General features: G+C 71.8%; 29 protein-coding genes. 16 read left to right on the forward strand and 13 right to left on the reverse strand.

Going from position 1 to position 26,145, the window contains the following annotated elements:
• Nucleotides 1–8 precede the first annotated feature (8 nt).
• Nucleotides 9–842, reverse strand: coding sequence for an oxygenase MpaB family protein (locus tag C4U03_RS25305; protein WP_103940762.1), 834 nt, complete (start codon nucleotides 840–842; stop codon nucleotides 9–11).
• 140 nt (nucleotides 843–982) lie between these two features.
• Between C4U03_RS25305 and arfB the strand changes: the two genes are divergently transcribed.
• A complete protein-coding gene (gene arfB, locus C4U03_RS25310; RefSeq protein ID WP_103940764.1) occupies nucleotides 983–1,414 on the forward strand; it encodes an alternative ribosome rescue aminoacyl-tRNA hydrolase ArfB in 432 nt (143 codons plus the stop codon).
• A gap of 36 nt (nucleotides 1,415–1,450) precedes the next feature.
• Here arfB and def read toward each other — a convergent pair whose 3' ends face one another.
• Both def and C4U03_RS25320 read right to left on the reverse strand, forming a co-directional pair.
• Nucleotides 1,451–1,981, reverse strand: a complete 531-nt coding sequence (gene def / locus C4U03_RS25315) for a peptide deformylase (RefSeq protein WP_103940766.1) — start codon at nucleotides 1,979–1,981, stop codon at nucleotides 1,451–1,453.
• Between the two features lie 103 nt (nucleotides 1,982–2,084).
• Nucleotides 2,085–3,287 (reverse strand): DivIVA domain-containing protein, encoded by a 1,203-nt coding sequence (locus C4U03_RS25320; protein ID WP_235018109.1) that lies wholly within the window; start codon nucleotides 3,285–3,287, stop codon nucleotides 2,085–2,087.
• Nucleotides 3,288–3,836: 549 nt separating this feature from the next.
• On the opposite strand from C4U03_RS25320, the gene C4U03_RS25325 reads away from it, so the two are divergent.
• From C4U03_RS25325 to C4U03_RS25345, 5 genes are all read left to right on the forward strand, one after another.
• Nucleotides 3,837–4,376, forward strand: coding sequence for a gamma carbonic anhydrase family protein (locus tag C4U03_RS25325; RefSeq protein WP_407701449.1), 540 nt, complete (start codon nucleotides 3,837–3,839; stop codon nucleotides 4,374–4,376).
• A 324-nt stretch (nucleotides 4,377–4,700) separates the two neighbouring features.
• Nucleotides 4,701–8,654 carry an AAA family ATPase gene (locus tag C4U03_RS25330; RefSeq protein ID WP_146087518.1) on the forward strand — a complete coding sequence of 1,318 codons (3,954 nt, stop codon included), beginning with the start codon at nucleotides 4,701–4,703 and terminating at the stop codon, nucleotides 8,652–8,654.
• 177 nt (nucleotides 8,655–8,831) lie between these two features.
• On the forward strand, nucleotides 8,832–9,077 hold the full coding sequence (locus tag C4U03_RS25335; protein WP_235018110.1) for a hypothetical protein: 246 nt from the start codon (nucleotides 8,832–8,834) through the stop codon (nucleotides 9,075–9,077).
• A gap of 423 nt (nucleotides 9,078–9,500) precedes the next feature.
• Entirely contained in the window at nucleotides 9,501–10,118 is a 618-nt protein-coding gene (locus C4U03_RS25340) for a DUF47 domain-containing protein (protein WP_103940772.1), read from the forward strand.
• A 55-nt stretch (nucleotides 10,119–10,173) separates the two neighbouring features.
• Nucleotides 10,174–11,334 carry an inorganic phosphate transporter gene (locus tag C4U03_RS25345; protein ID WP_456119806.1) on the forward strand — a complete coding sequence of 387 codons (1,161 nt, stop codon included), beginning with the start codon at nucleotides 10,174–10,176 and terminating at the stop codon, nucleotides 11,332–11,334.
• Nucleotides 11,335–11,519: 185 nt separating this feature from the next.
• Here the strand turns inward: C4U03_RS25345 and pstB are convergent, their stop codons facing one another.
• The 6 genes from pstB to C4U03_RS25375 all read right to left on the reverse strand — a co-directional run bounded on the left by pstB (nucleotide 11,520) and on the right by C4U03_RS25375 (nucleotide 17,373).
• A complete protein-coding gene (gene pstB / locus C4U03_RS25350; RefSeq protein ID WP_103940774.1) occupies nucleotides 11,520–12,296 on the reverse strand; it encodes a phosphate ABC transporter ATP-binding protein PstB in 777 nt (258 codons plus the stop codon).
• A gap of 10 nt (nucleotides 12,297–12,306) precedes the next feature.
• On the reverse strand, nucleotides 12,307–13,206 hold the full coding sequence (gene pstA / locus C4U03_RS25355; RefSeq protein ID WP_327373622.1) for a phosphate ABC transporter permease PstA: 900 nt from the start codon (nucleotides 13,204–13,206) through the stop codon (nucleotides 12,307–12,309).
• Nucleotides 13,203–14,189 carry a phosphate ABC transporter permease subunit PstC gene (gene pstC / locus C4U03_RS25360; RefSeq protein WP_103940776.1) on the reverse strand — a complete coding sequence of 329 codons (987 nt, stop codon included), beginning with the start codon at nucleotides 14,187–14,189 and terminating at the stop codon, nucleotides 13,203–13,205. Before pstC ends, pstA begins: the two co-directional genes overlap by 4 nt.
• A 98-nt stretch (nucleotides 14,190–14,287) precedes the next feature.
• Complete coding sequence (pstS, locus tag C4U03_RS25365) at nucleotides 14,288–15,394, reverse strand: phosphate ABC transporter substrate-binding protein PstS (protein ID WP_103940778.1); 1,107 nt, start codon at nucleotides 15,392–15,394, stop codon at nucleotides 14,288–14,290.
• A gap of 262 nt (nucleotides 15,395–15,656) precedes the next feature.
• The gene (gene mshD, locus C4U03_RS25370; protein ID WP_103940780.1) at nucleotides 15,657–16,556 is read right to left on the reverse strand and encodes a mycothiol synthase; all 900 of its coding nucleotides are present in this window, start codon (nucleotides 16,554–16,556) and stop codon (nucleotides 15,657–15,659) included.
• A 103-nt stretch (nucleotides 16,557–16,659) separates the two neighbouring features.
• A complete protein-coding gene (locus tag C4U03_RS25375; RefSeq protein ID WP_103940782.1) occupies nucleotides 16,660–17,373 on the reverse strand; it encodes a winged helix-turn-helix transcriptional regulator in 714 nt (237 codons plus the stop codon).
• A 148-nt stretch (nucleotides 17,374–17,521) separates the two neighbouring features.
• Between C4U03_RS25375 and C4U03_RS25380 the strand changes: the two genes are divergently transcribed.
• The 9 genes from C4U03_RS25380 (at nucleotide 17,522) to C4U03_RS25415 (ending at nucleotide 22,436) form a co-directional block, all read left to right on the forward strand.
• Nucleotides 17,522–17,776 carry a MoaD/ThiS family protein gene (locus C4U03_RS25380; RefSeq protein ID WP_103940784.1) on the forward strand — a complete coding sequence of 85 codons (255 nt, stop codon included), beginning with the start codon at nucleotides 17,522–17,524 and terminating at the stop codon, nucleotides 17,774–17,776.
• 168 nt (nucleotides 17,777–17,944) lie between these two features.
• Complete coding sequence (locus tag C4U03_RS25385; RefSeq protein WP_103940786.1) at nucleotides 17,945–18,643, forward strand: LmeA family phospholipid-binding protein; 699 nt, start codon at nucleotides 17,945–17,947, stop codon at nucleotides 18,641–18,643.
• Between the two features lie 43 nt (nucleotides 18,644–18,686).
• Nucleotides 18,687–19,199: a sigma-70 family RNA polymerase sigma factor gene (locus C4U03_RS25390; RefSeq protein WP_327373626.1), complete on the forward strand. Its 513-nt coding sequence runs from the start codon at nucleotides 18,687–18,689 to the stop codon at nucleotides 19,197–19,199.
• Nucleotides 19,196–19,951 carry an anti-sigma factor family protein gene (locus tag C4U03_RS25395; protein WP_103940788.1) on the forward strand — a complete coding sequence of 252 codons (756 nt, stop codon included), beginning with the start codon at nucleotides 19,196–19,198 and terminating at the stop codon, nucleotides 19,949–19,951. The genes C4U03_RS25390 and C4U03_RS25395 overlap by 4 nt, the downstream gene beginning before the upstream one ends.
• A 96-nt stretch (nucleotides 19,952–20,047) precedes the next feature.
• The gene (locus C4U03_RS25400) at nucleotides 20,048–20,476 is read left to right on the forward strand and encodes a thioredoxin family protein (RefSeq protein ID WP_103940790.1); all 429 of its coding nucleotides are present in this window, start codon (nucleotides 20,048–20,050) and stop codon (nucleotides 20,474–20,476) included.
• A 139-nt stretch (nucleotides 20,477–20,615) separates the two neighbouring features.
• Nucleotides 20,616–20,681: a putative leader peptide gene (locus C4U03_RS43030; RefSeq protein ID WP_407701453.1), complete on the forward strand. Its 66-nt coding sequence runs from the start codon at nucleotides 20,616–20,618 to the stop codon at nucleotides 20,679–20,681.
• Between the two features lie 76 nt (nucleotides 20,682–20,757).
• Complete coding sequence (locus C4U03_RS25405) at nucleotides 20,758–21,195, forward strand: DUF4395 domain-containing protein (protein WP_103940792.1); 438 nt, start codon at nucleotides 20,758–20,760, stop codon at nucleotides 21,193–21,195.
• Nucleotides 21,192–22,031 carry a sulfurtransferase gene (locus C4U03_RS25410; RefSeq protein ID WP_103940794.1) on the forward strand — a complete coding sequence of 280 codons (840 nt, stop codon included), beginning with the start codon at nucleotides 21,192–21,194 and terminating at the stop codon, nucleotides 22,029–22,031. The genes C4U03_RS25405 and C4U03_RS25410 overlap by 4 nt, the downstream gene beginning before the upstream one ends.
• A 96-nt stretch (nucleotides 22,032–22,127) precedes the next feature.
• Nucleotides 22,128–22,436, forward strand: a complete 309-nt coding sequence (locus C4U03_RS25415) for a DUF1416 domain-containing protein (RefSeq protein WP_103940796.1) — start codon at nucleotides 22,128–22,130, stop codon at nucleotides 22,434–22,436.
• A gap of 82 nt (nucleotides 22,437–22,518) precedes the next feature.
• Here the strand turns inward: C4U03_RS25415 and C4U03_RS25420 are convergent, their stop codons facing one another.
• The 4 genes from C4U03_RS25420 to C4U03_RS25435 are packed head-to-tail and all read right to left on the reverse strand — an operon-like array spanning nucleotide 22,519 to nucleotide 24,663.
• The gene (locus tag C4U03_RS25420) at nucleotides 22,519–22,986 is read right to left on the reverse strand and encodes a hypothetical protein (RefSeq protein ID WP_103940798.1); all 468 of its coding nucleotides are present in this window, start codon (nucleotides 22,984–22,986) and stop codon (nucleotides 22,519–22,521) included.
• A 19-nt stretch (nucleotides 22,987–23,005) separates the two neighbouring features.
• Nucleotides 23,006–23,992: a WXG100-like domain-containing protein gene (locus C4U03_RS25425; protein WP_103940800.1), complete on the reverse strand. Its 987-nt coding sequence runs from the start codon at nucleotides 23,990–23,992 to the stop codon at nucleotides 23,006–23,008.
• On the reverse strand, nucleotides 23,989–24,288 hold the full coding sequence (locus C4U03_RS25430; RefSeq protein ID WP_146087519.1) for a hypothetical protein: 300 nt from the start codon (nucleotides 24,286–24,288) through the stop codon (nucleotides 23,989–23,991). Before C4U03_RS25430 ends, C4U03_RS25425 begins: the two co-directional genes overlap by 4 nt.
• 30 nt (nucleotides 24,289–24,318) lie before the next feature.
• Entirely contained in the window at nucleotides 24,319–24,663 is a 345-nt protein-coding gene (locus C4U03_RS25435) for a YbaB/EbfC family nucleoid-associated protein (protein WP_103940910.1), read from the reverse strand.
• A 162-nt stretch (nucleotides 24,664–24,825) separates the two neighbouring features.
• Between C4U03_RS25435 and C4U03_RS25440 the strand changes: the two genes are divergently transcribed.
• Complete coding sequence (locus C4U03_RS25440) at nucleotides 24,826–26,127, forward strand: S8 family peptidase (protein ID WP_103940804.1); 1,302 nt, start codon at nucleotides 24,826–24,828, stop codon at nucleotides 26,125–26,127.
• Nucleotides 26,128–26,145 lie beyond the last annotated feature (18 nt).

A 26,145-nucleotide genomic window follows, 5' to 3' on the forward strand; every position in this document is an offset into this window, starting at 1 on the left:
GACGCGCGTCAGGCGGCGGTGGAGCGCACCTTCAGGCGGGGCCTGCCGTTGATCTGCCTGCGCAGGATCTTGCGGGTCTGGCGCAGATAGATCTCGCGCGGCAGGGTGCGCACCCGCTCGGGCAGGCGCGGGTAGACCAGCGAGAGCCCCCTCATCAACAGGTGGAACTGGAACTCGCGGAAGGCGTTCCACTTCCAGCCGTACTGCTCGCGGATCGGCGGCGGCATCAGCCCCGAGGTGATCAGCCGGATCGGCACGAGCGCCGGCCGCATGATCAGCGGCAGGTTCGTGGGGTGGAGCACACCGTCGGCGATGTACCGCGAGGCGTCGTTGATCTGCAGCGTGTTGACCATGTGGGCGTAGTACTCGCGGAACTCGCGATAGCCGGCCGGCATGGCGTCCTCGGGGCAGCCGAGGATCGTCGCGTAGATCTTGGACTGCTGGTAGAACTCCTCCAGTTCGTCCTCGGTGAACCTGCGCCGGAACAGCAGCTGGTAGGTCTGGGCCGCCACCGAGAACAGCGTCGCGGCCACCCACACCTGCAGTTCGGGGTCGTTGGCCCGGTAGCCGGGCCCGGTCACCCCGTCGTGCATCCGGGTGACCATGGCACTGAGCTTCTCGGCCTCCTCACGGGTGCCGAACACGACCATGTAGACCCAGCCCATGGTGTTGCGCAGGCGGACCATCGGGTCGTCGAAGGTGTAGCTGTGGTCACGCACCCCTTGCCCGACCTGGGGGTGGGAGGTCTGCAGCAGTGAGGCCACCCCGCCGGCCGCGATCAGCACTCCCTCCTGGCTCACCCGGCGAATGATGTCGTCGTCCCGGAACAGCTCGTCGCTCATGGCGACTAGTGTAAGTAACCACTTGCTTTCGCGCCAGGCAATTGCGGAACCGGATCCCGCGCCGGCGGCGCGCACCCCGGTGAGCCGGCCGTCCGGAAAACGAGACGACATGATCCGCACCCGCCGGGGATAATCGGGACATGCCCGCAACGATCCCCGTCCGCGGCTCGGTCGCCATCCCGGAGACCGAGCTCCGCTGGCGTTTCTCCCGGTCGTCGGGTCCCGGCGGGCAGCACGTGAACACCAGCGCCACCGCCGCCGAGTTGTCCTTCGACGTGGCCGGCTCGCCCTCGCTGCCCGAGCCCTACAAGCGCCGCGCGCTGGAACGGCTGGCGGGCCGGCTGACCGGCGGAGTGCTCACCATCCGGGCCGAGGAGTACCGCTCCCAACTGCGCAACCGGGACGCCGCACGGGCCCGGCTGGCCGCGCTGCTGGCCGAGGCGACCGCCCCGCCGCCCAAGAGCCGCCGTCCCACCAAGCCCAGCCGCCGCGTCCACGAGCGCAGGCTGGAGAGCAAGCGCCGCCGCGGCGCGGTCAAACGCGAACGCTCGGGCCGCTGGCAGTCGGACTGAACGCCCACGGCGCGAGGCCGGGCGGCAGGCAGGGGATCAGGACCAGTCGGCCGAGCGGATGGCGCGCATGGCCTCGCGACGGGTGTCGCCCTTGAGGACGTCGATGTAGACGCCGCCGCGCAGATGGTGGGTCTCGTGCTGCAGGCAGCGGGCGAAGTAACCGGTGCCCTCGACGCGGACCGGCTTGTTGTCGAGGTCCACGCCCTCCACCACGGCGTGCGCGTGCCGGGGGGTGGGGAAGTTCAGGCCGGGCACCGACAGGCAGCCCTCGGCGTCGGTGACGATATCGCCGTCCGCGGCCACCAGCACGGGGTTGATCACGTGCCCGATGTGCCGGCGTCCCTCGTCGTCGTTGCAGTCGTACACGAAGACCTGCAGCGACACCCCGATCTGGTTGGCCGCCAGGCCCACGCCCTCGGCCGCGTACATCGAGGCGAACATGTCGTCCACCAGCCGCCCCAGCGCGGCGTCGAAGGCGCGCACCGGGTCACACTCGGTGCGCAGGACGGGGTCGCCGAGCCGCCGGATCGGGCGTACGGAGCCGTTGCCCTTGGTCGATGAGGCCATGATCGAAGTCTACGCAACGCCGTCGGGCGCCCCCGCCGTGCGCGTCGGCACGGCGGGAGCGCCCGCGAGCGGAGCCCCGACTCCCGGTTCGACCGGTCCCGCCTCAGACGTTGTCCGTCCCGGGGGGCGGTGCCTGCGGCGGCACGGGCCGGACGGGTGCGACGGCGGGCTTGTCCAGGCCCGGCCTGTCGTCGGCGGCCTTGGCCGGAGCGGGCACCGCCGGAGCCGCCGGGGCGACGGGCCGGTCGGCCGGACCCGTGGGCTCGGCGGCGCGCACGGGCTCGGCCCTCCGGACGGAGTCGGCCGCACCGGCGGGCTCCGGTGCGGCCTTGGCCGGGGCGGGCGTCGCCGGGGTCGGCGAGACGGCGTGCTTGGGAGCCGGCGCGGGCTTGGCCGAGACCGGAACGGCCGGCTTGGCGGCCGGGGCCGCGGGCGCGCTCGCGGGCTTGGCGGCGGCCGGGCCCGTGGCCGGGCTCGCGACCGGGCTCGTGGCGGTGGCCGGGCTCGCGGCCGGGGCGGCGGTCGCGGGCTTGGCGGCGGCGGGGGCGGCGGGCTTGGCCGGGGCCGTGGGCTTGCGCGCCGCCGGGGCGGCCTGCCGGACCGCGTCGTCGACCATCTTCTCCAGCGGGCCGGCTTCGTTCTCGGCGCGCAGCAGCGTGTTGAGGGTCTCGCTGATCTCGGTGAGCCGCTGCAGCGCCTGGGTGTGGTTGCGGGTCAGCTGCGTCAGTCGTCGGGTGGCGTCATCGTTGATCACGCCGGCCCGCCGCTCGGCCGCCGTCAGCGTGCGCTCGGCCTCCAGCCGGGCGCTGGTGACGGTCTGCTCGGCCTCCTGCTTGGCGGCCGTCAGCACCGCCTCGGACTCCTTCTTGGCCGTGCCCAGCACCTGGCCGGCCTTGTCCTGGGCCTCGGCGACGTTCTTGGCGGCCGCCTCGCGGGCCTCCTCGATGATCCGCCGGGACTCGTGCTCGGCGTCCTTGCGGATCTGCGCGCCCTTGGACTCGGCCTCGGCGACCTTGTCGCGCGCCTCGTCCTCGGCCAGGTTGATGATCTGGCGGAGCCGGTCGCTCAGGTCGTCGCCGGTGGGCTTGCGGGCCTCGCGGACCTCGGCCATCTCACGGCGGGTGCGCTCGACGTCGTCGAGGGCGCGGGCCAGCCGGGCCTCCAGGTCGCGGATCTGGTTCTGGTAGTCGGACTTGAGCCGGTGGAGGCGGTCCTCCACCTGGCGGCGGTTGTAACCGCGCATCACGATCTCGAACTCCTCCTCCTCGCGGAGAAGGTTCGGCAGGATCTCAGCTTCGTTGCTCATGGGCCTAAGGGGGTCGTTGGCGGGCCGTGCCCGTCAGGGGTCGGAGTCAACGTCGGGCGGGCGGGGTGGGCCCGCTCTGGGACCTGTACTAGCACAGAGACGTCAAGACTCGACTCTTGCCCCGCCGACCCCACTCGCGCAACCGGAATGCCCGTTCTCGCTGCGATTTCTTGGTCCGGCCGTCTCACCCGCGCGTACCCGGCCGTCCGCCTTCCCGAATCGGGGGTTTTTGTCGTCCCGATGTGGATGGTTCGTCTTTCGGCGGGGGCGATCCGTTGTTCCGCCCCGTACGACTCGCCGTTTTCGGTCTGGACGGTTCGCCGGTACGGCCTGGGCGGTGTCCGCGCATCGGTTCGCCGGCGAGCGCAACCCCCGTACGCGCGGACGGCGTCTTTCAAGACGTGAGCCCCGTCGTGCGCCAAGGGTGCGCGTCGGCCGAACCGCCGTCCTTTCCGCACCCTGTCCACTGGGACGGGCATCGGACCGGCACGGCCGCGCGCGACGGGGCTCACTGCCGTCCGTACCGGGCGCCTCCGTACGATCGCCACCATGAGCGACATGAGCTACGTGGGGTCCCTGGGAGCCGATGCGCCGGACATCCACCCGCAGGCGTGGGTCGCGCCGGGCGCGGTGGTCGTCGGCAAGGTCAGGCTCGGCCGGGCGTCCAGCGTCTGGTACGGGTCGGTGCTGCGCGGCGAGGACGAGGAGATCGTCGTCGGCGACGAGTGCAACATCCAGGACCTGAGCTGCCTGCACGCCGACCCTGGGATGCCGGCCGTCCTGGAGGACCGGGTGAGCCTGGGCCACAAGGCGATGGTGCACGGCGCGCACGTGGAGACCGGTTCCCTGATCGGCATCGGCGCGATCGTGCTGAACGGGGCGCGGATCGGGGCCGGCACGCTCGTCGCCGCCGGGGCCGTGGTCGGGCCCGGCAAGCAGATCCCCTCCGGCGTGCTGGTGGCGGGGGTGCCCGGCCGGGTGGTCCGCGAGCTCAACGACGCCGACCGGTTGGTGCTCGCCCACACCTGGGAGGTCTATGTGCACAAGGCCGAGCGGCACCGCGCCGCCGACTGGCGGTCCGCCCCCTGATCCGTTCCGGTGGTCCCGCCGCGCGGCGCGGCGGTCCGGTGGGCGACGTGGATTTCGGGTGTCCTGGGGCGCCGTGAGCTGGACGAACGTGATCCTTCCGGGCAAGTGGGGGAGTGCGCCGGGCCGCGCCGGATCTAACATGACCTCGTGGTGTGGGGACCGGGATACGGCGCTCCGCCCCCGGTAGGGCAGGGTCCGGGACCTCAACCCCCGATGGGCCGGGACCCGTTCACGGCGGCAGAGCAAGACACGAAAGCCATGGTGTCCGCCGGCTGGTGGCCGTCGGCGCCTCCGCAGCAGCGCCAGCACGCGATTGCCGGGCGCATGCTCGCCCTGCCCGACGGCACCTGGTGGCTGTTCGGCGCGTGGGCCCGCTGGTACCGCCTGCATCCATCTGACGGGCAGTGGTACCTGTGCCCGCCGCCGCAGTCCCCGGCCACCCGGATGACGGCGCGGCCCGCCCAGCAGGCGGGGCAGATACCGGTGCTGCCGCCGCACGTGCTGCCCGCCGGCCCGGACTTCGCATTCCAGGCGCCCACCCCGCTGCCGTTCGTCAGGCACGGCTTCTCGCCGGAGGTGACCGCGCGGGTGCGGGCCACCATCGAGCAGGCCGCAGCGCTGCCGGCTGCCGACTACCCGCACTGGTGGGCGCTGTTCGCCTCAGAGACCCCCAGCACCGTCGCCGTGACCTGGGGCGTGATGCTGTGGTGCGCCGCCGCTCCGGTGTTCGACTCCCGGCTCGACGCGCAGATGCTCCAGCTGTGGACCCCGTACCGCGCCAGGCCGTTGCCGGAGGTGGACGGCCCTCGCTGGCTCACCCCGCCGCCGCTGGAGGCTCTGGTCGGCCTGTACGCCGAGCGGCTGCGGGCCGGGCGGGTGGACGCGGCCGTGTCGGTGCTGCGCACGATGTGGGCGATGGCCAGCGCGCTGCGCGACGACCCGCGTTTCCAGGCCCGTGCGGACGCGCTGCTGGCGATCCTCAACTCCACCCTCAGCAACCCGCAGGTGGACTATGGCGCGCTGCCGTACGGTGACCAGGCGCTCGTCCAGCAGTGGCTGACCCGCTGCCCGCCCAACCTGGCGCCGGCGCTGCGCCACGAGAGCTCGCCCGGCGACAACGTCCGCCACGCCTACTACGAGCTGGCCGAGGCCGTCGTCCAGATCGCCGGCGACCCCTCCGACCCCGCCTACATGGAGCCGCGGCTGGTGGCCGCCGCGCTGGTGGCCGCCGACCTGGCGAAGGTGCGCCAGGACGTGGCGGGCAACGTCGTGCCGTGGCTGGACCCGGAGATCCGCTACACCGTTCAGGCGGTGCACGGGCAGGGCGGGCATCCGCTGCGCCGGCTGTGGCCGCAGGACACCCGGCTGCCCGAGCCGCTGCGTACCCACCTGGCCGCCGCGGACGACGGCGCGGAGCCGCTGCTGGCCGCCGCCTACGCCGTTGACCTGGCCTGGTGCCGGCTGGTCGGGATCCCGGCCCGGCCCCGCGGCTTCCCCGTCCCCACCGCGATCCTCGCGGAGATCATCGGGGCGACCCGGGCGCGGGCCGCGGGGTCGGCCGCGCCGATGACCCCGCCGCCGGGGGTCTCCCAGCCGCTGCAGCAGCCGGGCCACCCCGCCCAGCCGGGCGTACCGGCCCAGCCGGGCGCGGGGGCGCCGGGCCTACCCCAGGTGTCCGGGCAGTCGGGCGGGTACGGCGGGCAGCCGCCGGGTTCGGCGGGCGTGCCTGGGGTCCCCGACTTCGGCGGTCCGGGCGCCGTGGGGCCGCAGGCCGAGCCGGGACGGCCGTTCATGCAGGCGCCCGCCCAGCCTCCGGCGCAGGACCCGACCGCTCAGCCGTCGCCTGCGGGACAGGTCCAGCCAGGTCAGCAGGCGTTCGGGATCGAGCCGCCCGAGTCGTTCCACCGGCCGGCCGAGGCGGACGCCGAGCACAATGACAACTTTGCCGTCCCCTACACCCAGCTCGGCTTCGCCGCCCAGCCGGGCGGTGGGCCTCAGTGGAACCAGCCGCAGCAGCCCGCGTCCTCCCCCTACGACGGGGGAGCCCAGCAGCAACCGGCCGGCTGGAACGCCCAGCAGCCCGCCGGAGAGAACTGGTCTTCTCCCCATGAGGCGGGTGCCCAGCAGCAGCCGGCCGGCTGGAACGCGCCGCAGCCCGCCGCGGGCAACTGGTCCTCCCCGTACGACGGGGGAGCCCAGCAGCAACCCGCCGATCAGAGCCAGCAGGGCTGGAACGCGCCGCAGCAGCCTCCGTACGCCCAGCCGCACCCCTCGGCACCCGATTCGTCCGCACAGCCGCCCCAGGGCGCTGTGAGCCCTGCGCAGGGTGCGTCCGGTGGTGCCGCAGAGCCCGTGGATCCCCTGGCGACCCGGATCGAGGGCGGGCCGGTCCCCGGTCGCCCCGCGCAGGCGGGGCCGCCCCGGACCCGCATCCTCGGCCAGGGGGACATCGCCGACGATGGTGCGGCGGAACGGCCCGCCCGGCATGGCCCGCCCGTGCCGCCCGCACCGTCCGCCGCCGGGCCGGGTACCCGGATCATGTCCGAGACCATGATCGGGGACTTCGACTTCCTGGACGAGGCCCCGATGCCGGCCCGCCCGGTGGACCAGATCGCCCCGCCGGCGGACCACTCCGACCGCCGGGTCGTCGAGCGCCACGGCATCAGCTTCGTGTCCGGCGAGGAGGACGCCACCGGCCTGCTGGACGAGCTGCGCGCCCATCCGGCCTGGTCGGCCGGTGCCGAGGCCGAACAGGACATGGAGGCCACCCGGGTCGACGGCCGGCCGGGCGCGGGCACCCCGCCCAGCGTGCTGCTGGTGGGCAGCCCGCACACCGGGCAACGCCGGCTGGCCCGGATGATCGCGCTGACCCTGGCCGAGGCCGGGATCGGCGACGGCGCGATCCGCACCGCCGACGCGGCCGACGTGCGCGGCGCGCCCGCCGAGCGGCTGGCCGCGGTGCTGGAGCCGGGCGGCCCGACGCTGCTGTTCGAACGGCTGGACACCGCGATCCTGGAGGCGGCCGACCCGGAGGCCATGGTCCGGGTGGTGCGGTCGGTGCGCACCCGGCCCGGCCGGACCACGCTGATCGCCACCTGCGAGCCGCGGCACTTCAAGCGGCTGTCGCAGGACCATCCGAAGCTGGCCGAGACGTTCCGCGTCTACCGGCTGCCGGACCTGACCCGGACGCGGAACCGGATGACGCTGCTGCACCTGCTGGCCGACGAGCGCCGGGTCACCCTCGGCGGGGACGCGCTGGCGGTCGCCGAGCAGGACCTCGAACGCCTGCGCGGCCCCGGCGACCTGGTCAACGCCCGGCTGGTGGAGGCCTACCTGGACCAGGCGTGCCAGCGTCACCTGGACCGGGCCGGCGCCGCCCAGAACCGGCTGGTGCTGACGGCCCAGGACTTCTCCGGGGTGGCCGAGGCGATCGAGCCCGCGCTGCGCCCGCCCGGCGACATCGACGGCTACCTGGCCCAGCTCGACGCCCTGATGGGACTGGAGGACGTCAAGGCGGCCGTGGAGGAGCTGGTCGCCGACGCCGAGGTGGCGGCCGAGCGGGCCAGGCACGGTGTCGGCTCCGGCGGGCAGGGGCACCTGCTGTTCCTCGGCCCGCCCGGTAGCGGCAAGACCACCGTGGCCGGGCTGGTGGGCGGCGTCTACGCGGCGCTCGGGCTGCTGGACTCCGGCCATGTGGTGGCCTGCCGTCCCGTCCACCTGGCGGGCCGGGACGCGGTCGATACCGAGAACCGGGTCGCGGGCATGGTCGAGCAGGCGGCGGGCGGGGTGCTGCTGATCCAGGAGGCGTACCGGCTGGACCGCTCTCCGCAGGTGGTGACCGAGCTGCTGCGGCAGCTCGACGAGCACCGGGACAGGCTGCTGATGATCTGCACCGGCCCGCCGGCCGAGATGGAGGGCTTCCTGGCCGGTAATCCCGCGTTCAAGTCCCGGTTCGGCCGGACGCTGGAGTTCGAGGGGCTTGACGACCGGCAGCTTGTCCGGCTCTTCCAGGGGTACGCCGAGCGTGACCTGTACCTGCTGGACGAGGAGCTGCGGGTGGAGTTGCTGGCGCGGTTCGGCCGGATGCGCGAGGATCCCTCGTTCGCCTACGCCCGTACGGCCCGCCAGATGTTCGAGCAGACCGTGGCCCGGCAGGCCGCCCGGCTGGCCGGGGCGGACGTCAACGCCGCCACCGTCGCCCGGCTGACAGCCCGCGACCTGCCCGAATCCGCGCTGGAGCAGATGCTCGGGAACTTCCACCCCGACCAACGGCACTGATCCCGCCGTTTCGGGATGACCCTCCCGGACCCCCGGGGACCGGTGTCCGGGGGAGGAGCCGGGTGGACCCGCAGCACCCCTCTCGCGGTGGGATGGACCCTTCTTAAGGGTGGCTACCGAATGGCCCTCTTGGGTCATGTGCCGCGCGGGGCGCGGCGCGTAGCCTCGGCTGTGGGTGTGGAGGAACGAACGGAGGCTGCCCCCCGCGTACGCGGGGATGATCCCCTGGAGGTGGACGCGGTGCGCCAGCAGATCGACCTGCGCGTCCACGACCGTGTCGCGCTGGACGAGATCGAGCTCTACTCCGAGATCCTGAGCGCGGTGGCCTCGGCCGAGCGGCCGCTGACCACCGACGAGATCGACATGGTGCTCGGGGTTCGTCCTGAGGACGTGACCGGTCGTCGCGAGCTGACGCCACAGTAGTAGTTCTTCCCGGTACGGCCGGGGCGCGCCCCGCCGGGGACGCGCCCCGGCCGTTTCGCATGTCCGCCTCGGGCACCTGGCCGGTTTGTTATGAATGTCACCGGTCCGGACGACCGCTCGGCGGCCACCGACGGCCCCGGCGGCACGTACCCCGGGCCGGTATCCGGACATCCGGCGGGGGCGGGCCGCGAAAGGCCCGATGTCGTGGGAAATCCCGGGGCGGCGATCGCCGGGCCGAGGGCATACGGCACCATGTGATGCCCGGAGGGCGTCCCACCTCCCGGCGTGTGCACAGCGTGATCTAGGGCAACCTGGAAGGTAAGGGGAGGGCGTCCACCTTCCGAAGAACAGGAGAAGGTTCTTTTTCGGGCTGGTAACGCCTACGATCCTCTGCGGATTGTTCCGGCACTTCAGGAGTACGACGTGCGACTGCGTCTCACGCCGCGTGAGGACAGCTTCTACGACATGTTCGCCGACTCGGCGAACAACCTGGTCACGGCGGCCAGGCTGCTCGTGGAACTCATCAGCGACGGCGCCGACCGGGAAGCCATCGCGGAGAAGATGCGCGCCTGCGAGCATGCGGGCGACGAGTGCACTCACGCGATCATGCACCGGTTGAACGAAACGTTCATCACCCCCTTCGACCGGGAGGACATCTACCGGCTGGCCTCCCGGATAGACGACGTGATGGACGAGATGGAGGAGGCCGCCGACCTGGTCGTGCTCTACAAGATCGAGCAGCTGCCCAAAGAGATCGTGCAGCAGGTCGAGATCCTGGAGCGGGCCGCCGAGCTGACCGCCGAGGCGATGCCCCGGCTGCGTTCGATGAAGGAGCTCAACGAGTACTGGATCGAGATCAACCGGCTGGAGAACCAGGGCGACCAGGTCTACCGCCGGCTGCTGGCCCAGCTGTTCGGTGGCGGCTACGACGCGCTGATGGTGATGAAGCTCAAGGAGGTCATCGACCGGCTGGAGGAGGCCGCCGACGCCTTCGAGCAGGTGGCCAACACCATCGAGACCATCGCGGTCAAGGAATCATGACGACGCGATGTCGGCGGACCGCGCGGTGCCGTCCGGTGCTCGTGGAGGAACGGCCGTGAGCGCGCCCGAGAAGGAGGACCTGGTCCTGGCCAGGCCGGCCGATCCCAAGGTTCCTCCGCCGCTGAGCGAGCAGGCCGCCAGAGTGCCGGGCAAAGCGTGGCTGGGGCTGCTGGCCCTGATCCTGCTGGTCATCCTCGGCGGGGCGGTCGGGCTCCGCTCGGACGCGCAGACCGCGGTGCTGGTGCTGGTCATCGTGATCGCGCTGGGCTTCGACTACACCAACGGCTTCCACGACGCGGCCAACGCCATCGCCACCTCGGTGTCCACCCGGGCGCTGACCCCGCGCGCCGCGCTGCTGATGGCCGCGGTGATGAACCTGCTGGGCGCGCTGCTCGGGGTGGAGGTCGCCAAGACCGTCAGTGAGGTGATCACCCCGCCGACCGGACTGCACGGGCTGACCGTGGTGGCCGCCGGGGTGCTCGGCGCGATCACCTGGAACCTGATCACCTGGTACTTCGGGCTGCCCTCCTCGTCCTCGCACGCCCTGATCGGCGGCGTGGTGGGCGCGGGCCTGGCCTCGGCGTCCACGGTGAGCTGGGACAAGGTCGTCGACAAGGTGGCCATCCCGATGGTGGTCTCCCCGGTCGTCGGCTTCTGCCTGGCCTACCTGGTGATGGTGGCCCTGCTGTGGACCTTCCGCCGGGCCAGCCCGCGCAAGGTGGGCCGCCGGTTCCGCATCGCCCAGTCGCTGTCGGCGGCGTCGATGGCGCTGGGCCACGGCCTGCAGGACGCGCAGAAGACGATGGGCATCATCGTGCTGGCGCTGGTCACCACCGGTCACTCCAACGGTGAGGGAGTGCCGCTGTGGGTGGTCTTCGCCTGCGCGAGCGTGCTGGCGGCCGGCACCTACGCGGGCGGCTGGCGCATCATGCGCACGCTGGGCCGCAAGGTGATCGAACTGGACCCGCCCAAGGGCTTCGCGGCCGAGGCGACCGCCTCCTCGATCCTGTACCTGGCCGCTTACGTCTGGCACGCTCCAATCTCCACCACCCACACGATCACGTCCTGCATCATGGGCGTCGGCGCCACCAAGCGGCTGTCGGCCGTGCGCTGGGGCGTGGCGGGCAACATCGTGATGGCCTGGGTGCTGACCATGCCGATGGCCGCCCTGGTGGCCGCAGTCGTCTACTGGATCGTCCACCTCTTCGGCGCCTGAGCGTGCTCATGACCGCGGCTCCGCCGTGACGGAGCGCGGGCCCGCCGGCGAGGTCTCTGGGACCGAGGACCGCAAAGCCCCGGGGCTTTGCGGTCTCCGACAGGGTCGTTCGCCCACGGTCGTGTGAGGGGCGGGGCGCACCGCACTCGGTGCGGTGCGCCCCGCCCCTTTCGCATCAGCCGAGGTCAGCCGAAGCGGCCGGTGATGTAGTCCTCGGTGGCCTTCTCCGACGGGTTGGTGAAGATCTTGCTGGTGTCGTCGATCTCGATCAGCTTGCCGGGCTTGCCGGTGCCGGCGATGTTGAAGAACGCGGTGCGGTCGCTGACCCGGGCGGCCTGCTGCATGTTGTGGGTCACGATCACGATGGTGTACTGGCTCTTCAGCTCCGCGATCAGGTCCTCGATGGCCAGTGTGGAGATCGGGTCCAGCGCCGAGCAGGGCTCGTCCATCAGCAGCACCTGCGGCTGCACCGCGATGGCGCGGGCGATGCACAGCCGCTGCTGCTGACCGCCCGACAGGCCGGCGCCCGGCCGGCTCAGCCGGTCCTTGACCTCGTTCCACAGGTTGGCGCCCTTGAGTGAGCGCTCGACGATCTCGTCGAGCTGGGACTTGCGGCGCACCCCGTTGAGCTTCAGCCCGGCGGCCACGTTGTCGTAGATCGACATGGTGGGGAACGGGTTGGGCCGCTGGAACACCATGCCGACCACCCGCCGCACCGCGACCGGGTCGACGTCCGACCCGTACAGGTCCTCGTCGTCGAGCATCACCTTGCCCTCGACGCGGGCGCCCGGGATCACCTCGTGCATCCGGTTGAGGGTGCGCAGGAACGTGGACTTTCCGCAGCCCGACGGGCCGATGAACGCGGTGACGGAACGCGGCTCGACCGTCATCGAGATGTCCTCGATGGCGTGGACCGCACCGTAGTAGGCGTGCAGCCCGGAGATTTCGATGCGCTTGGCCATGGGGCGGCTCCTAACGGGACACGGGCTTGCGCAGCCGGGCGAGCAGCCGCGCGCCCAGGTTGAGCAGCATGATGATCAGGATCAGGGTGAGCGCGGCGGCCCAGGCCCGCTCGATCGCCTGCGGGTTGGGGTCACCGGCCTGGTACCAGATGAAGGTCGGCAGCGAGCCCTGTGGTCCCTCGAAGGGGTTGGAGTTGATCGCGTCGGTGATGAAGACCAGCAGCAGCAGCGGGGCGGTCTCGCCCATCACCCGGGCCACCGCCAGCATCACGCCGGTGACGATGCCGGTCAGCGCGGTGGGCAGCACCACGAAGCAGATGGTGCGCCAGCGCGGCACGCCCAGCGCGTACGACGCCTCGCGCAGGTCGTTCGGGACCAGCTTGAGCATCTCCTCGGTGGCCCGCACCACCGTCGGCATCATCAGGATGGCCAGCGCCAGCGCCCCGGCGAAGCCGGAGTACTCAAAGCCCAGCGCCAGCAGCCAGAAGGCCAGGATGAACAGGCCCGCGACGATGGACGGGATGCCGGTCATGACGTCCACGAAGAACGTGATGACCCGGGCCAGCCGGCTGTTGCCGCCGTACTCCACCAGGTAGACGCCGGTCAGGATGCCCAGCGGCACCGCCATCACGGCGGTCAGCCCGACCTGTTGCAGCGTTCCCACGATCGCGTGGTTGGCGCCGCCGCCCTCGTCGCTGCTGGACAGCCCGTTCATGGAGAACGTCAGGAAGTCCAGGTCCAGTCGTTCCATGCCGCGGGTGACGACCATCCACAGCACCGACACCAGCGGGATGATCGCGATGACGAACGCCGCGTAGACCAGGCTCTGCACGGTGCGGTCGGCCATCCTGCGCCGAGCCGAGACCCTCGGCAGGCTCTTCAGCTCGAGTTCGGCGCCTTTGACGCTCACACGAACTCCTTCCGCCGGGCCACGATCGCGCGGGCGCCCATGTTGACGATCAGGGTGATGACGAACAGCACCAGACCGGAGGCGATCAGCGCCCCCCGCCCGGTCTCGCCGGCCTCGGCGAAGCTGTTGGCGATGTTGGCGGCGATGGTGTTGCCGCCGTCCTTGAGGATGTGGATGCTGATCCCGCTGGCGGTGGACAGCACCATGGCCACCGCGATGGTCTCGCCCAGCGCCCGGCCCAGCCCGAGCATCGCGGCGCTGATCATGCCGGAGCGGCCGAACGGCAGCACCGCCATCCGGATCGTCTCCCAGCGGGTGGCGCCCAGTGCCAGCGCGGCCTCCACGTTGGCCGTCGGAACCTGCAGGAACACCTCGCGGGTGATGGACGAGATGATCGGCAGGATCATGATCGCCAGAATCACCGAGGCGGTCAGCAGCGAGCGGCCGCCCACGCTGTCCCCGCCGAACAGCGGGATCCAGCTGAAGTAGTCGTTGAGGAAGCGGCCGACGTCGTCCATCTTGGTGCCGAAGTAGTGCAGGCCCCACAGCCCGTACACGATGCTCGGCACCGCGGCCAGCAGGTCCACCAGGTAGCCGAGCCCGGACGCCAGCCGGCGGGGCGCGTAGAAGGAGATGAACAACGCGATCCCGATCGCCACCGGGGTGGCCATCAGCAGCGCCAGGAACGACGACATCAGCGTGCCGAAGGCCAGTTGCGCGATGCCGAACACCGGCGGGGTGGCGTTGGGGTTCCACTCCTGTTCTGTCAGGAAGTTGGCCTCATTGGCCCGCAGGGCGGGGACCGCCCGCCAGATCAGGAACACCGCGATCGCGGCCATGATGGCCAGCAGCACGACGCCGGAACCCCGGGCGGAGTGTGCGAAGATCTGGTCACCCAGGCGGCCGGTGCTCATCCGGCGGCCACCGGCCCGGCCGTTGCCCGCTGTGTCGGTCCGCTGGCCGACGTCGATCTCGCTGGTCACGGAACTGTCTCCTTCTCGGTTACCGGGTGCCGAACCCGCGGCGGCCCCGCTACCGAGATCACCGGTGGCGGGGCTGCGGAACGGGTGGTCGTCGTCCGTCAGGACAACGCCTCGATGGACGCGCGGACCTTGGTGGCCAGGCCGTCGGACAGCGGCGCGTAACCGGCCTCGGTCAGCACCTTCTGGCCGTCCTCGCTGGCGGTGTACTTCAGGAAGGCCTTGACGAACTGGGCCTGGTCGGCGGGCAGGCCCTTGGAGCAGACGACCTCGTAGGTGACCAGGAAGATCGGGTAGGCCCCGGCCGTCTTGGTGTTGTAGTCCAGCTCCATCGCCAGGTCGTTGCCCTGGCCGACGATCTTGGCCCCGTCCAGCGCGCTGCCCACGCTCTGCTCGGAGACCTCCACGAACTCACCCGCACCGTTGGCGATCTTGGCGGTCTGCAGGCTGTTCTTGGTGGCGAAGGACATCTCGACGTAGGAAATGCCGCCCTGGGTCTGCTTGAGGACGGTCACCACACCGTCGGACTTGGGCGCGCCCTGGCCGCCGGCCTCGGTCGGCCACTTCTTCTCGGCCTCCCACTTCCACACGTCCCCGGCGACGTTACCGAGGTAGTCGGTGAAGTTCTCGGTGGTGCCCGACTCGTCGGCCCGGTGGATCGGCTTGATGTCGTTGTCGGGCAGCTGGGCGTCCGGGTTGTCCTTGGCGATCGCCGGGTCGTTCCACTTCTTGATCTTGCCGGCGAAGATCGACGCCAGCGTCTCCGGCTTGAGCTGCAGGCCGTCCACGCCCTGCAGGTTGTAGATCACCGCGACCGGGCCGACCACCATGGGAAGGTTCCAAGCGGGGTTGCCCTGGCAACGCTGCTGCGCCTTGGGGGCCTCCTCGGCATCCAGCGCCGAGTCCGAACCGGCAAAGGACACCTGGCCGGCCAGGAACGCCTGAATGCCGGCCCCCGAGCCGGCCGGGTTGTAGTTGAGGGTGGCGCCCGCGCACTGCTGGGCGTAGATCTTCTTCCACTCCTCAATGGCGTTCTTCTGGGAACTGGCGCCGGCGGCGTTCACCGTGCCCTTGACGCAGTCGACCTTGCCGGTCGGCGCGTTGGAGGCGTCGGTGCCCGCGTTGTTGTCGGAGCCACACGCGGACAGCGCCAGCGCGCCCGCAACGACCACACCACCGAGGGCAGCGAGTCGAGAGCCGTTCTTCACCGGGGGTTCTCCTCTTAGTCGTCGTGCGGTGCATCCCCGTTGTCGTTGCAGGCATGGGGTCACCGTCGCAGGCGACGCTAAGCAGGTCAGGTGTATAGCCACCCTGATCCAGATGAACGACGAGTGAACTGGACTGGGCAGTGCCGCGAAGAATGCCCCGATTCGGCATGGACAGCGGGTTAACACCCCTGGTCAACCCGGAGGGACCGGAGGTGCCCGGGACATCTGTGGGGCCGGTGGGCCGGCCCTCGCTCCGCCGCGGTCAGGCGACCGGCGGGGCTCCGTACATCACGTCGACCGCGTGGCGGGTGAAGCCGAGGGACTCGTACAGGCGGACCGCCGGCCGGTTGGCCTCGTCCACGTACAGCATGACCGCCGGCAGCCCGCGCTCGCGCAGGTGGTGCAGGCCGACCAGAGTGAGGACGCGGCCCAGGCCCAGGCCCTGGGCGGACGGGTCGACCCCCACCACGTAGACCTCGCCGACGGGTTCGGGATGGACCTTGGTCCAGTGGAAGCCGATCACCTGGCCGTCCCGTTCGGCCAGGAACAGGCCCGCCGGGTCGAACCAGGGCTCGTTCTGGCGGGCGCGCACGTCCTCCAGGGTCCACGCCCCCTGCTCGGGGTGGTCGGCGAAGGCGCGTCCGTTGACCCGCAGCCAGGCGTCCTCGTCACGGCCGACCTCGAACGCGCGGATCTGCACCCCGTCCGGGACGGTCACCTCCGGCAGCGGAGTCCCGTCGAAGGGGCGCCGCATCTGGAGCAGCACCCGCACCCGCCGCAGGCCCTCGGAGCCGGCCAGCGCCGCGGCGGCGGGCAGGTCGCCGTGCGCCCACACCCGCAGCGGCCCGCGGGCCTCCTCCCGCAGCGCCCGCAGCAGCGCCCGCCCGTGCCCCCGGCCCCGCCGGTCGGGGTGGACGACGAGCTCGCCCGACGCGCCCCCGCCGTCCTCCTCGGGAACGGGGTCGACATGGGCGTAGGCGGCGACGGCGCCGTCCTCCAGGACCAGCAGCGCGTGGGCCCGGCCGGCGCGCAGGGTCAGCAGCGACTGCTCCGACAGCGGGGCCACGCCGTCCCGCCGGGTGGCGGCCTCCGCCAGCGCGAGCACCTCGCCCGCCTGCGGTTCCCCCAGACCGTCCGTGATGACCAGATCGCGCTCGCCCATGAGCGCCACCCTAGTCAGGCCCGGATCGTCCCGCGGACACCAGGTCGCTTCGGGGACTCCGGCCGATCCGGCCGCCTCGGGAGGCGGGCGGATCGTTCCAATGTCAGGAGCGCACCGGCTCCCGGGCCTCCGCCTCGCCCGGACGGTGGTCCGGGACGAACCGGTAGCCGACGTTGCGGACCGTTCCGATCAGCGACTCGTACTCGGCGCCGAGCTTGGCCCGCAGCCGCCGTACGTGCACGTCCACGGTCCGGGTGCCGCCGAAGTAGTCGTAGCCCCATACCTCCTGCAGCAGCTGGGCGCGGGTGAACACCCGTCCCGGATGCTGCGCGAGGTACTTCAGCAGCTCGAACTCCTTGAACGTCAGGTCCAGTACGCGCCCACGCAGCCGCGCCGTGTAGGTCGCCTCGTCGATGGTCAGGTCACCGCTGCGGATCTCGCCGGGCACGTCGTCGGCTTCGCCGGCGGCGACCCTGCCGACGGCCAGCCGCAGCCGGGCCTCCACCTCGGCGGGACCGGCGCTCTGCAGCAGTACGTCGTCCAGGCCCCACTCGGGGCTGAGCGCGGCCAGCCCCCCCTCGGTGACGACGGCCAGCAGCGGACAGTCCAGCCCGGTCGTCCGCAGCAGCCGGCACAGGCTCTTGGCCTGCACCAGGTCACGGCGGGCGTCGACCAGGACCACGTCGGCCGGCGGTGCGTCGATCAGCGCGGAAGCCTCCGCGGGGGCAACGCGTGTCGAGTGCAACAACAACCCCAGCGCGGGGAGCACCTCATCGGAGGGCTCAAGTGCGTTGGTGAGCAAGAGCAAGCTGCTCAAAGGGCCGCCTCCCGCCCATAAAAGACGTCAAGGACCCGGGGGCCTCATCGCCCGGATCCCTCGACACGAGGATATCCGAGGCGTCCCTTGGGGCAATGGCGGGTGTCCGCCCGGTTTCGGACGTTGCGAGAATGAGATCCTGGGACGCATGGCCAGGGGAACGATCAGGTACTGGGCGGCGGCGCGCGCCGCCGCGGGGGTCGAGGCCGAGCCGTACGAGGCCGCCACGCTGGCCGAGGCTCTGCACAACGCCCTGCGGGCAAGGGATGCGGAATTCGCCCGGGTGGTGGGTCGCAGCTCCTTCCTCATCGACGGCGCCCCGGTCGGCGTCCGCCCACACGAGGGCGTGCTGCTGCCCGAGGGCGGCACGATCGAGGTGCTGCCACCGTTCGCGGGTGGCTGATCTCACACTGTCCCGCCATCGGGCGGACGCCTCGAACCTGCGGCCGGATTCGGCGATCTGACCCTGAATACGGACCGATGACCGGCCGCCGGAGCCCGCTGTCGTGAACTCGGCGGGGCCGGGCAGCGTTTATGTTGGCGGGCACGGTCGGCGGCGTGAGGAGAGCGTATGCGCAAGGTTCTGGTCGTGTTCCTGATCCTGCTGGTCGGCGGCGTGATCGCGGCCGACCGGATCGGGGTGCGGATGGTGCAGAACGAGATCGGCGAACGCGTCGCCGCCCAGTACGACCTGCCGCGCCGGCCGGAGGTGACCATCCACGGCTTCCCGTTCCTCACCCAGGCCATCGGCGGCGAGTACGACCGGATCGACGTGGCGGTCGGCGACTACACCCAGCAGCGCGTCACGGTGAAGGACGTGCGCATCGAGATGCGCGGTGTCCAGGCGCCGCTCGACCAGGTCACCGCCGGCAACACCGCCAACGTCGTGGTACGCGCCGCCAACGCCTCGGCGGTCATCCCCTACGAGCTGATGCGGCAGTACGCGCCCAAGCAGGTCACCGGGATCAAGGCCAACGGCCCCGACCTACAGGTGGACCTGTCCGGCTCGCTCGGCGGCCTCCCGGTCAGCGGCACCGCGGTGGTCTCGGTGGAGGCCACGGAGGGAGGGGTGCGGTTCACCCCCCGCTCCGTCGGTACCGGCGGCGTGCAGATCCCGGTGAACCTGGTGCGCCAGCAGCTCGCCTGGACAGTGCCCGTCCGGGACCTGCCGATCGGCTCGCGCATCAGCCGGGTCGAGGTCACCCCCGACGGAGTACGGGTCGCCGCCACCGCCCAGAACGTCAACCTGGGTGCCCTCGCGGCGGGCTGATCCTCCCGGTGAACCGGACCGGGCGGACATACGTGTCACCGGCGTGGGATCCACCGCGGACGAACGGCTGCTGCGCGCGCTCTACGCCGAGCACGGCGGCCCGCTGCTCGGATACGCCCTGCGGCTGACCGGCGGAGACCGGCAGCAGGCCGAGGACGTCGTCCAGGAGACCCTGGTGCGGGCCTGGCGGCATCCCGAGGCCCTCACCGGGCGGCCGGTGCGCCCGTGGCTGTTCACCGTGGCCCGCAACCTGGTGGTGGACGCGCACCGGGCCCGGCAGTCCAGGCCGCCGGAGACCGGGCTGCACGAGCACGCCGCGCTGCCCGACGGCGGCGACGACATCGACCGGGCGCTGGAGTCCTGGATGGTGGCCGAGGCGCTGGCGGACCTGAGCCCGCCGCACCGCGCGGTGCTTCTGGAGACCTACTACCGGGGGCGGTCGGTGGCCGAGGCCGCCAAGGTGCTGGGCATTCCGGCCGGCACCGTGAAGTCGCGGACTTACTACGCGCTGCGTGCGCTGAAGCTCGCCTTGGAGGAGCGGGGGTTGGCGCCATGAGCATGGCGTGCGAGGACGTGCGCGTCTCGCTGGGGGTCTACGTGCTCGGCGCCATCGACCCGGCCGAGCGGTCCATGGTGGACGCGCACCTGACCGCCTGCCCGGCCTGCCGGGACGAGTTGGCCGGCCTGGCGGGGCTGCCCGCGCTGCTGGGCCGGGTCAGCGAGAGCCAGCTCACCGCGCTGGCCGAGCCGCCGGGTGAGTTGCTGGAACCGCTGCTGGCGCGGGCGGCGGCCGAACGCCGCGGCCGCCTGCCGCGGCTCGGCCGGCGGGACGGGCAGGGGCGCGGCCACTGGAGCGGGCGCTGGACCCCCTTGATCGCCGCCGCGGCCGTGGCGCTGGTGGTGGTGGCACTGTTCGGCGGGTTCCTCAGCGGCAGGTTCGACGGCTCGCCGCCCCCGGTGGCCCAGCCCCCAAGCCCGTCCCAGACCCGTCCCCAGCCGTCGCCGTCGCACGAGGTGGAGGAGCTGTACGCCTCTGACGCCCGTACGGGTGCGTCGGCCAGGCTGGTGGTGACCACGAAGCGGTCGGGCACCCAGGCCGAGCTGCACCTCAAGGGGGTTCCGCTGGGAAGCCACTGCCGGCTGGAGGCGGTGGACCGTTACGGGCGGCGGGACTCCATGGGCAGCTGGGAGGTGGCCTACCGGAGCTACAGCACGTTCACCGGATCGACCATGTTCCAGCGCGATCGGGTGACCTCCTTCCAGGTCGTCACCGACGACGGCCGGAAGCTGCTCGTCATCCCCGCCTGACCGCCCCGGCCGGACACGGCGCCCACGCACGCGCGTGCGGGCGAAGGTGACCGGCTCCGGGAAGAATCCGGCGGGCCGGTAGGTTGTCCGGTCACGATGACCGGTGCATTCGTCGCGGCCCTGGTGCTGCTCACAGCCACGGTGTTCGGACTCGTCCGGCGGCGCCGTGACGGCCGGCTGCGCGCGGGAAAGGGGAGCGGCCTGGACGGGTCACGGGACCGGCTGAGCCCCGCCGAGCTGGGCGCCGAGCTGGGTGAACGGGCGACGCTGGTGCAGTTCTCCACCGCGTTCTGCGCGCCCTGCCGGACCACCCGCCGGGTGCTGGCGGACGTCGCCGCCATGGTGGACGGGGTCGCGCACGTCGAGATCGACGCCGAGGCGCACCTGGACCTGGTCCGGCGGCTCGGCATCGTCCGCACCCCCACCGTCCTGGTGCTCGACGCCGCCGGGAACGTCGTCCGGCGGGCCGCCGGGGCGCCCCGCCGAGCCGACGTGATCGCCGCCCTCGGCGCCGCGATCGGCTGACCGGCCACCCGCCCGATTCGACGGCCCCGGGGCGCCGACCTGCGCGGAGACGAACGTCACCGTCTCGCGACCCGAGACAGAAGTGACATCGTGCGAGACAACGCCTACCATCGGGAACGTGCGTTACTGGACAGAGCAGATGCTCACGAAGCGTCGCGCGGTGGACTTCTGCCGCGTGTCCGCCTCGCTCTGTCGCGTGGTCTGAGGCATCGAGCCCTTTTTCAGAGCCCCTCTGAGTCTCCTCCCACCCGCCTTCCAGTCTCAGCACCTGGAGCACCCTGATGCAGGTCGATCCGCGTGGGCAGCGCATGGCCGCAGGCATCACCACCGTCATCCTGGTGATCGTGCTGGTGACCGGCAGCTGGGAGCTGCTCGCCGCCCAGGCCGTGGTGTTCGCCGTCGGAGCCCTTGCCGGCCTGCGGTACGCCCCGTACGGGCTGATCTACCAGGCCCTGGTCAGGCCCCGGATCGGCCCGCCCGCGGAGTTGGAGGCCGCCGCACCGCCCCGGTTCGCCCAGGGGGTCGGTTTGGTCTTCGCCGTGGTGGGGACGGCCGGATACGCCTTGGGGACCGAGTGGCTCGGCATTGGTGCCACCGCCTTCGCGCTGGGGGCGGCGTTCCTGAACGCGGCGTTCGGGTTCTGCCTCGGCTGCGAGATGTATCTGCTGATCCGCCGTGTGATTCCACTCAACCGCTCCGAGAGGGAGGTCTCCGTATGAGCCGCTCCGACGTCCTGGTGGACGCCGAATGGGTGCAGAGCCACCTGGACGACCCGGGCCTGGTCCTCGTCGAGGTCGACGAGGACGTGTCCGCCTACGACAAGGGCCACATCCGTGGCGCCATCAAGATCGACTGGAAGACCGAGCTGCAGGACCCGGTGCGGCGCGACTTCGTCGACAAGACCGGCTTCGAGCAGCTGCTGTCGGCCAAGGGCATCGCCAACGACGACCTGGTCATCCTCTACGGCGGCAACAACAACTGGTTCGCGGCCTACGCGTACTGGTACTTCAAGCTCTACGGCCACGACAAGGTCAAGCTGCTGGACGGCGGCCGTAAGAAGTGGGAGCTGGACTCCCGCGAGCTGGTGACCGACGTGCCGTCCCGGCCGGCCACCCAGTACCAGGCCAAGGACCAGGACCTGGCGATCCGCGCCTTCCGCGACGAGGTCGTCGAGGCGATCGGCACCAAGGGCCTGATCGACGTCCGCTCGCCCGACGAGTTCTCCGGCAAGCTGCTGGCCCCGGCCCACCTGCCGCAGGAGCAGGCGCAGCGCGCCGGCCACGTGCCGACCGCGCGCAGCATCCCGTGGTCCAAGGCGGCCAACGACGACGGCACGTTCAAGTCCGACGAGGAGTTGCGCGCCCTCTACAGCGAGGCCGGGGTGGACCTGAACAAGCCCATCATCGCCTACTGCCGGATCGGTGAGCGCTCCTCGCACACCTGGTTCGCGCTGCGCGAGCTGCTGGGTCTGCCGGACGTGAAGAACTACGACGGATCCTGGACCGAGTACGGCTCGCTGGTCGGCGTCCCGATCGAGCTCGGCGAGGCCAAGTAAGGAGCCGCGGGCGCCCGCGCCCGCGCAGGGCGCCCCTCCAGGCGAGGGGCCCCTCCCCACAAGCGATCAGGTCTCTCAGCGGAGATTGGAGTAACGATGACTCAGGGATGCGCGGCGCCCGCCCAGACGGCGCACCTGCCCGCCACGGTCGACCTGGCCAACGAGGCGGTCATCCAGGGCACGGTCACCCGTGACGGCGCCCCGGTGTCCAGCGCCTATGCCCGGCTGCTGGACTCCTCCGGCGAGTTCACCGCCGAGGTCGTGACCGGCGAGGAGGGCGTGTTCCGCTTCTTCGCCGCCGACGGCGACTGGACGGTGCGGGTGCTGGCCGCCGGCGGCGTCAGCGTCGACAACACCGTGACCGCCAAGGTCGGCGAGGTCGCCAACCTCGAGGTCGCCATCTGACCCGGCCCCAGGCCGTCCGAAGGCCCCGTCCCCGGCTCCGCCCGGCGACGGGGCCTTCGTGTTCCACCCCGCCCTGAGCCGTTCAGCGGACGTCCGGGCGACCGCGCCACAGCCCGAGGCCGGTGCCGGTCGCGGTCACTCCGGCGAGCAGCAGGACGGCCGCGAAGCCCAGGGGGACCATCCAGTCGCCGCTGCCGCCGGTGTACGCGCGCCGTGAGCCCTCCGGGAGCCTGGCCCGGCGGATGTCCCCGGCCGACCAGGGCCGCACCGGTCCGCTGAGGCTGACCCCCGGGACGGCGGGCCCGGACCGGTCGGGGGTGAAGGTCCCCACGCACCTCATCGTCGGCGGGGTGCCGCCCGCCGGGGGCCCGGCCGTGCACCGTTCGACGATCAACGTGCCCGGCCGGCCGGGGCTGCCCCAGGGCCCGTCCATGGAGCGCACCGTCCAGGCGCCGAGCAGCGCCGCCGCCGTCAGCAGCGCTGCCCCGAGGGCCACGGCGGCGCCCCGGCGGGCGCCGGAGCGCGACGGCACCCGCCGTGCCCGGATCACGGAGCTCCGATGGGGCCCATCACGGAGCTCCGATGGGTCCCTTGGCGGGGTTCTTGGCGAGCCGGGGGACGTGCATGAACAACTTGGCCACCTCCTGCTGGCCGCTGGGCAGCCAGTCCTCCGGAGGCTTGCCCTGCAGCCAGTTGTCGGTGATCGTGTACATGTTCGTGCCCACCATCCGGCCGCCGAGCGAGAGCAGGCGGTTGGGCAGGCCGCTCTTCCCGGCGGAGTCGAAGAAGGCGGCGGCCCCGGGGACACGGCGCATGAGCGGCGTGGCGCCGTCCATGCTGGCGTCGAAGGCCATGTTCGCCAGGAACCCCCTGCCGAACTGCTCGAGGTTGGCCTTCCCGGAGTAGGGGTCGAACCCGAGGACCCGCTTGGTGTCGTCGTCGTAGTCCATGAACAGGTCGCCCACGGCGAAGGTGCCCAGCTGCACGATCTGCTGGCCGGCCGCGTAACCGAGGGAGTCGAGCATCCACTCGACGATCTTCAGCATGATCCGCCGGAACAGGGTCTGCTGGGCCGCCACCGCCACCGCGGTCCGGTTGCGGATCAGCAGCAACTGGGCGCCGATCCCGGCCCAGCCGGTGACCCATCCCCAGGAGATGGTGAACAGGATGTTGGTCCAGGTGACCCAGGCGATGATCGTCAGCGCGTTCTCGTGCTTCTCGATCGCTTCGGCGTAGGCCTCGCAGGCCTGCGCGACCCGGCGGGCGTGCTCGGCCACCTGCTGGGGGTACGGCTCGGCGAGGGAGGGGCCCATGATCTGGCCGCCGAAGTTCTTGGTCCAGAACTTCTTGAAGGCCTCGACGCCCTCGCCCTCGTTCCTGAGCCAGACCGAGGCGACGTCCGAGGTGGCCTGATCGGCGTTCGTCTCCACCTTCTCGGCGAGCTGGTTCCAGATCCGCGCCGCCTCGCGGGCCTGGTCGGCGTCGCCCTCCGGCCAGGCGGTCGCACCACCGACCCAGGCCAGGATCTGCAGGACCAGATTGTCCGGGGCGCTCACTTCGACACCTTGGGCAGCGAGATGACGACGTTCCAGTTCGCCTGGTCGGTGTTGCGGGACATCTGCTGCAGGCCCAGGGCCGTCTTCTCGTAGCCGTCGATGATCGCTTCGATCTCGGTGACGATGGCCTGGGACCGGGTCTGGTAACCGCCGCCTCCGCCCTGGCCTGTATAGAAGGCCTGCCCCGCCTCGTCGCCTCCCCAGAAGGCGCCCAGACCGTTGAGGGCACTGACGGCGAGGGACAGTTCCCTGCTGAGCTCGCCCTTTCGCCCGAGCAGGTCCGTGGCGGCGTCCATCAGGACCTTCCCATGGAGCTCCAACATCGATCAGCGCCCCTCTCGGTCCTGACCCGGCAGGGTGAACATCTCCCCGACGCCTTCCGGCATCAGTGTCTGGACGGTTTCCGCGGTCGCCTCCTGAAGCAGTTCGGTGGCCTCGTTCACCATGGTGACGATGCGCTCGGCGAGTTCGTGCGTCTCCAGCCTGCGCACTCTGGGATCGAGCTTCAGCTCGTACAGGCGGCCTCCAGGGCCCACCGTCGCGCTGATGAGCTTGTCCTCGCTCTCGGCGGTGACGGCCAGGTTGCGAATCCGGTCCTGCACCTCTTCGAGGTGACCCATGCGCTCTTGAAGGTCGCGCAGCGAACTGCCAAAGAGATCCTCGGCTTTCATGGGGCCGAACATATTACGTTCATCTGGACATAAGCCAGGTTCACCGAGAGTTCACCGGTGGTCCGGCGCGTCCGACGTGGACGCCGGAGCCATGCCCGGTGCGCCGGGATTGGGTTAGAGTCTGGCCTCGGATCGGCCAGGACACCGCCAGGGAGTTGGGGCATGCGAACAGCGGGGGTCGCGGCGGGGATCTGTGTCGGACTGGTGGCCGCCGTGGCGGTGCCGCCGGCGCTGGCATCGGCGCCCGACGCGGGGACGCGCCCGCAGGCGGCGCCCACCGCGTCCAGGACGCCCAGCCGGTCGGCCGAGCCGAACGAGCCCGATGATCCGGGCGACCGGCGGCCCGCCCCGCAGGTCCAGTGCAACCCGCAGCAGGGATTTCCGGCCGGCCAGATCACCGAGGAGCCCTGGCCGCAGCGGCGGCTGGATTTCGAGCAGGCATGGGATCTCACCAAGGGCGCGGGCGTCACGGTCGCCGTGGTCGACAGCGGGGTGGCGCCCGGCCATCCCCAGTACGCCGACCGGCTGGTCAAGAGCCACACCACCGTCGGAACGCTCACCCAGGACTGCAACGGGCACGGCACGCAGGTCGCCGGCATCATCGCCGCCGCCGACCACCGGCGGCGGAACGTGCCCTTCCTGGGCGTGGCCCCGGAGGTCAAGCTGGTCTCGGCGAAGTTCACCGACGGCTCCTCCACCTCCGACAACACCCAGCTGCCCCGGGCGATCCGGTGGGCGGCCGAGCAGGGCGCCCAGGTGATCAACGTGTCGGCGGCGGCGCCGGACACCCGGGCGCTGCGGGACGCCGTGCGGTTCGCGCAGTCAAAGGACGCGCTGATCGTGGCCGCGGCGGGCAACGTCCCCGACGAGCGCAAGGGCACCGAGACCCCGGCCTACCCCGCCAGCTACCGGGGGGTGCTGTCGGTGGCCGCGGCCGACGAGACGGGCAGCATCTCCGGCTTCTCCAACATCAAGTCGCGGGTGGACGTGGCGGCGCCGGGGCAGAACGTGATCTCCACCCAGCCCCCCAGGGGCTACGCGGCCGGACTGAACGGCACCAGTTACGGCGCCCCCTACGCCGCCGGGGTCGCCGCGCTGGTCCGCTCCCGCTTCCCCAAACTGACCTACCAGCAGGTCATCCGCCAGATCATGGCCACCGCCGACGGCGACATCGGCCTCGGCAGTGGCCGCGGCATGATCAGCCCGCTGCGCGCGGTCAGCGAGGAGGTCAAGCCCGGCCAGGACCTCCCGCGGCAGGGCGGGCAGGCCACCCCGATCCCGATCGCCGGGGTGCCGCCGGTCGACCACCGCACCCGCAACCTGGGGCTGGGCATCGCGGGCGGCGCCGTCGGCGCCGCACTGCTGCTGCTGTTCGGCGGCGTGGTGATCCCGCTCGGCCGCCGCCGCGGCTGGCGCCCCGGCCGCGCCTCCCGCCCGACCGACCCGAACCCCGGCGGCGCCTAGCCGCACGGCCGGCGGCCT

The sequence above is a fragment of the Thermomonospora echinospora genome, assembly GCF_900108175.1.
Lineage (GTDB): Bacteria > Actinomycetota > Actinomycetes > Streptosporangiales > Streptosporangiaceae > Thermomonospora > Thermomonospora echinospora.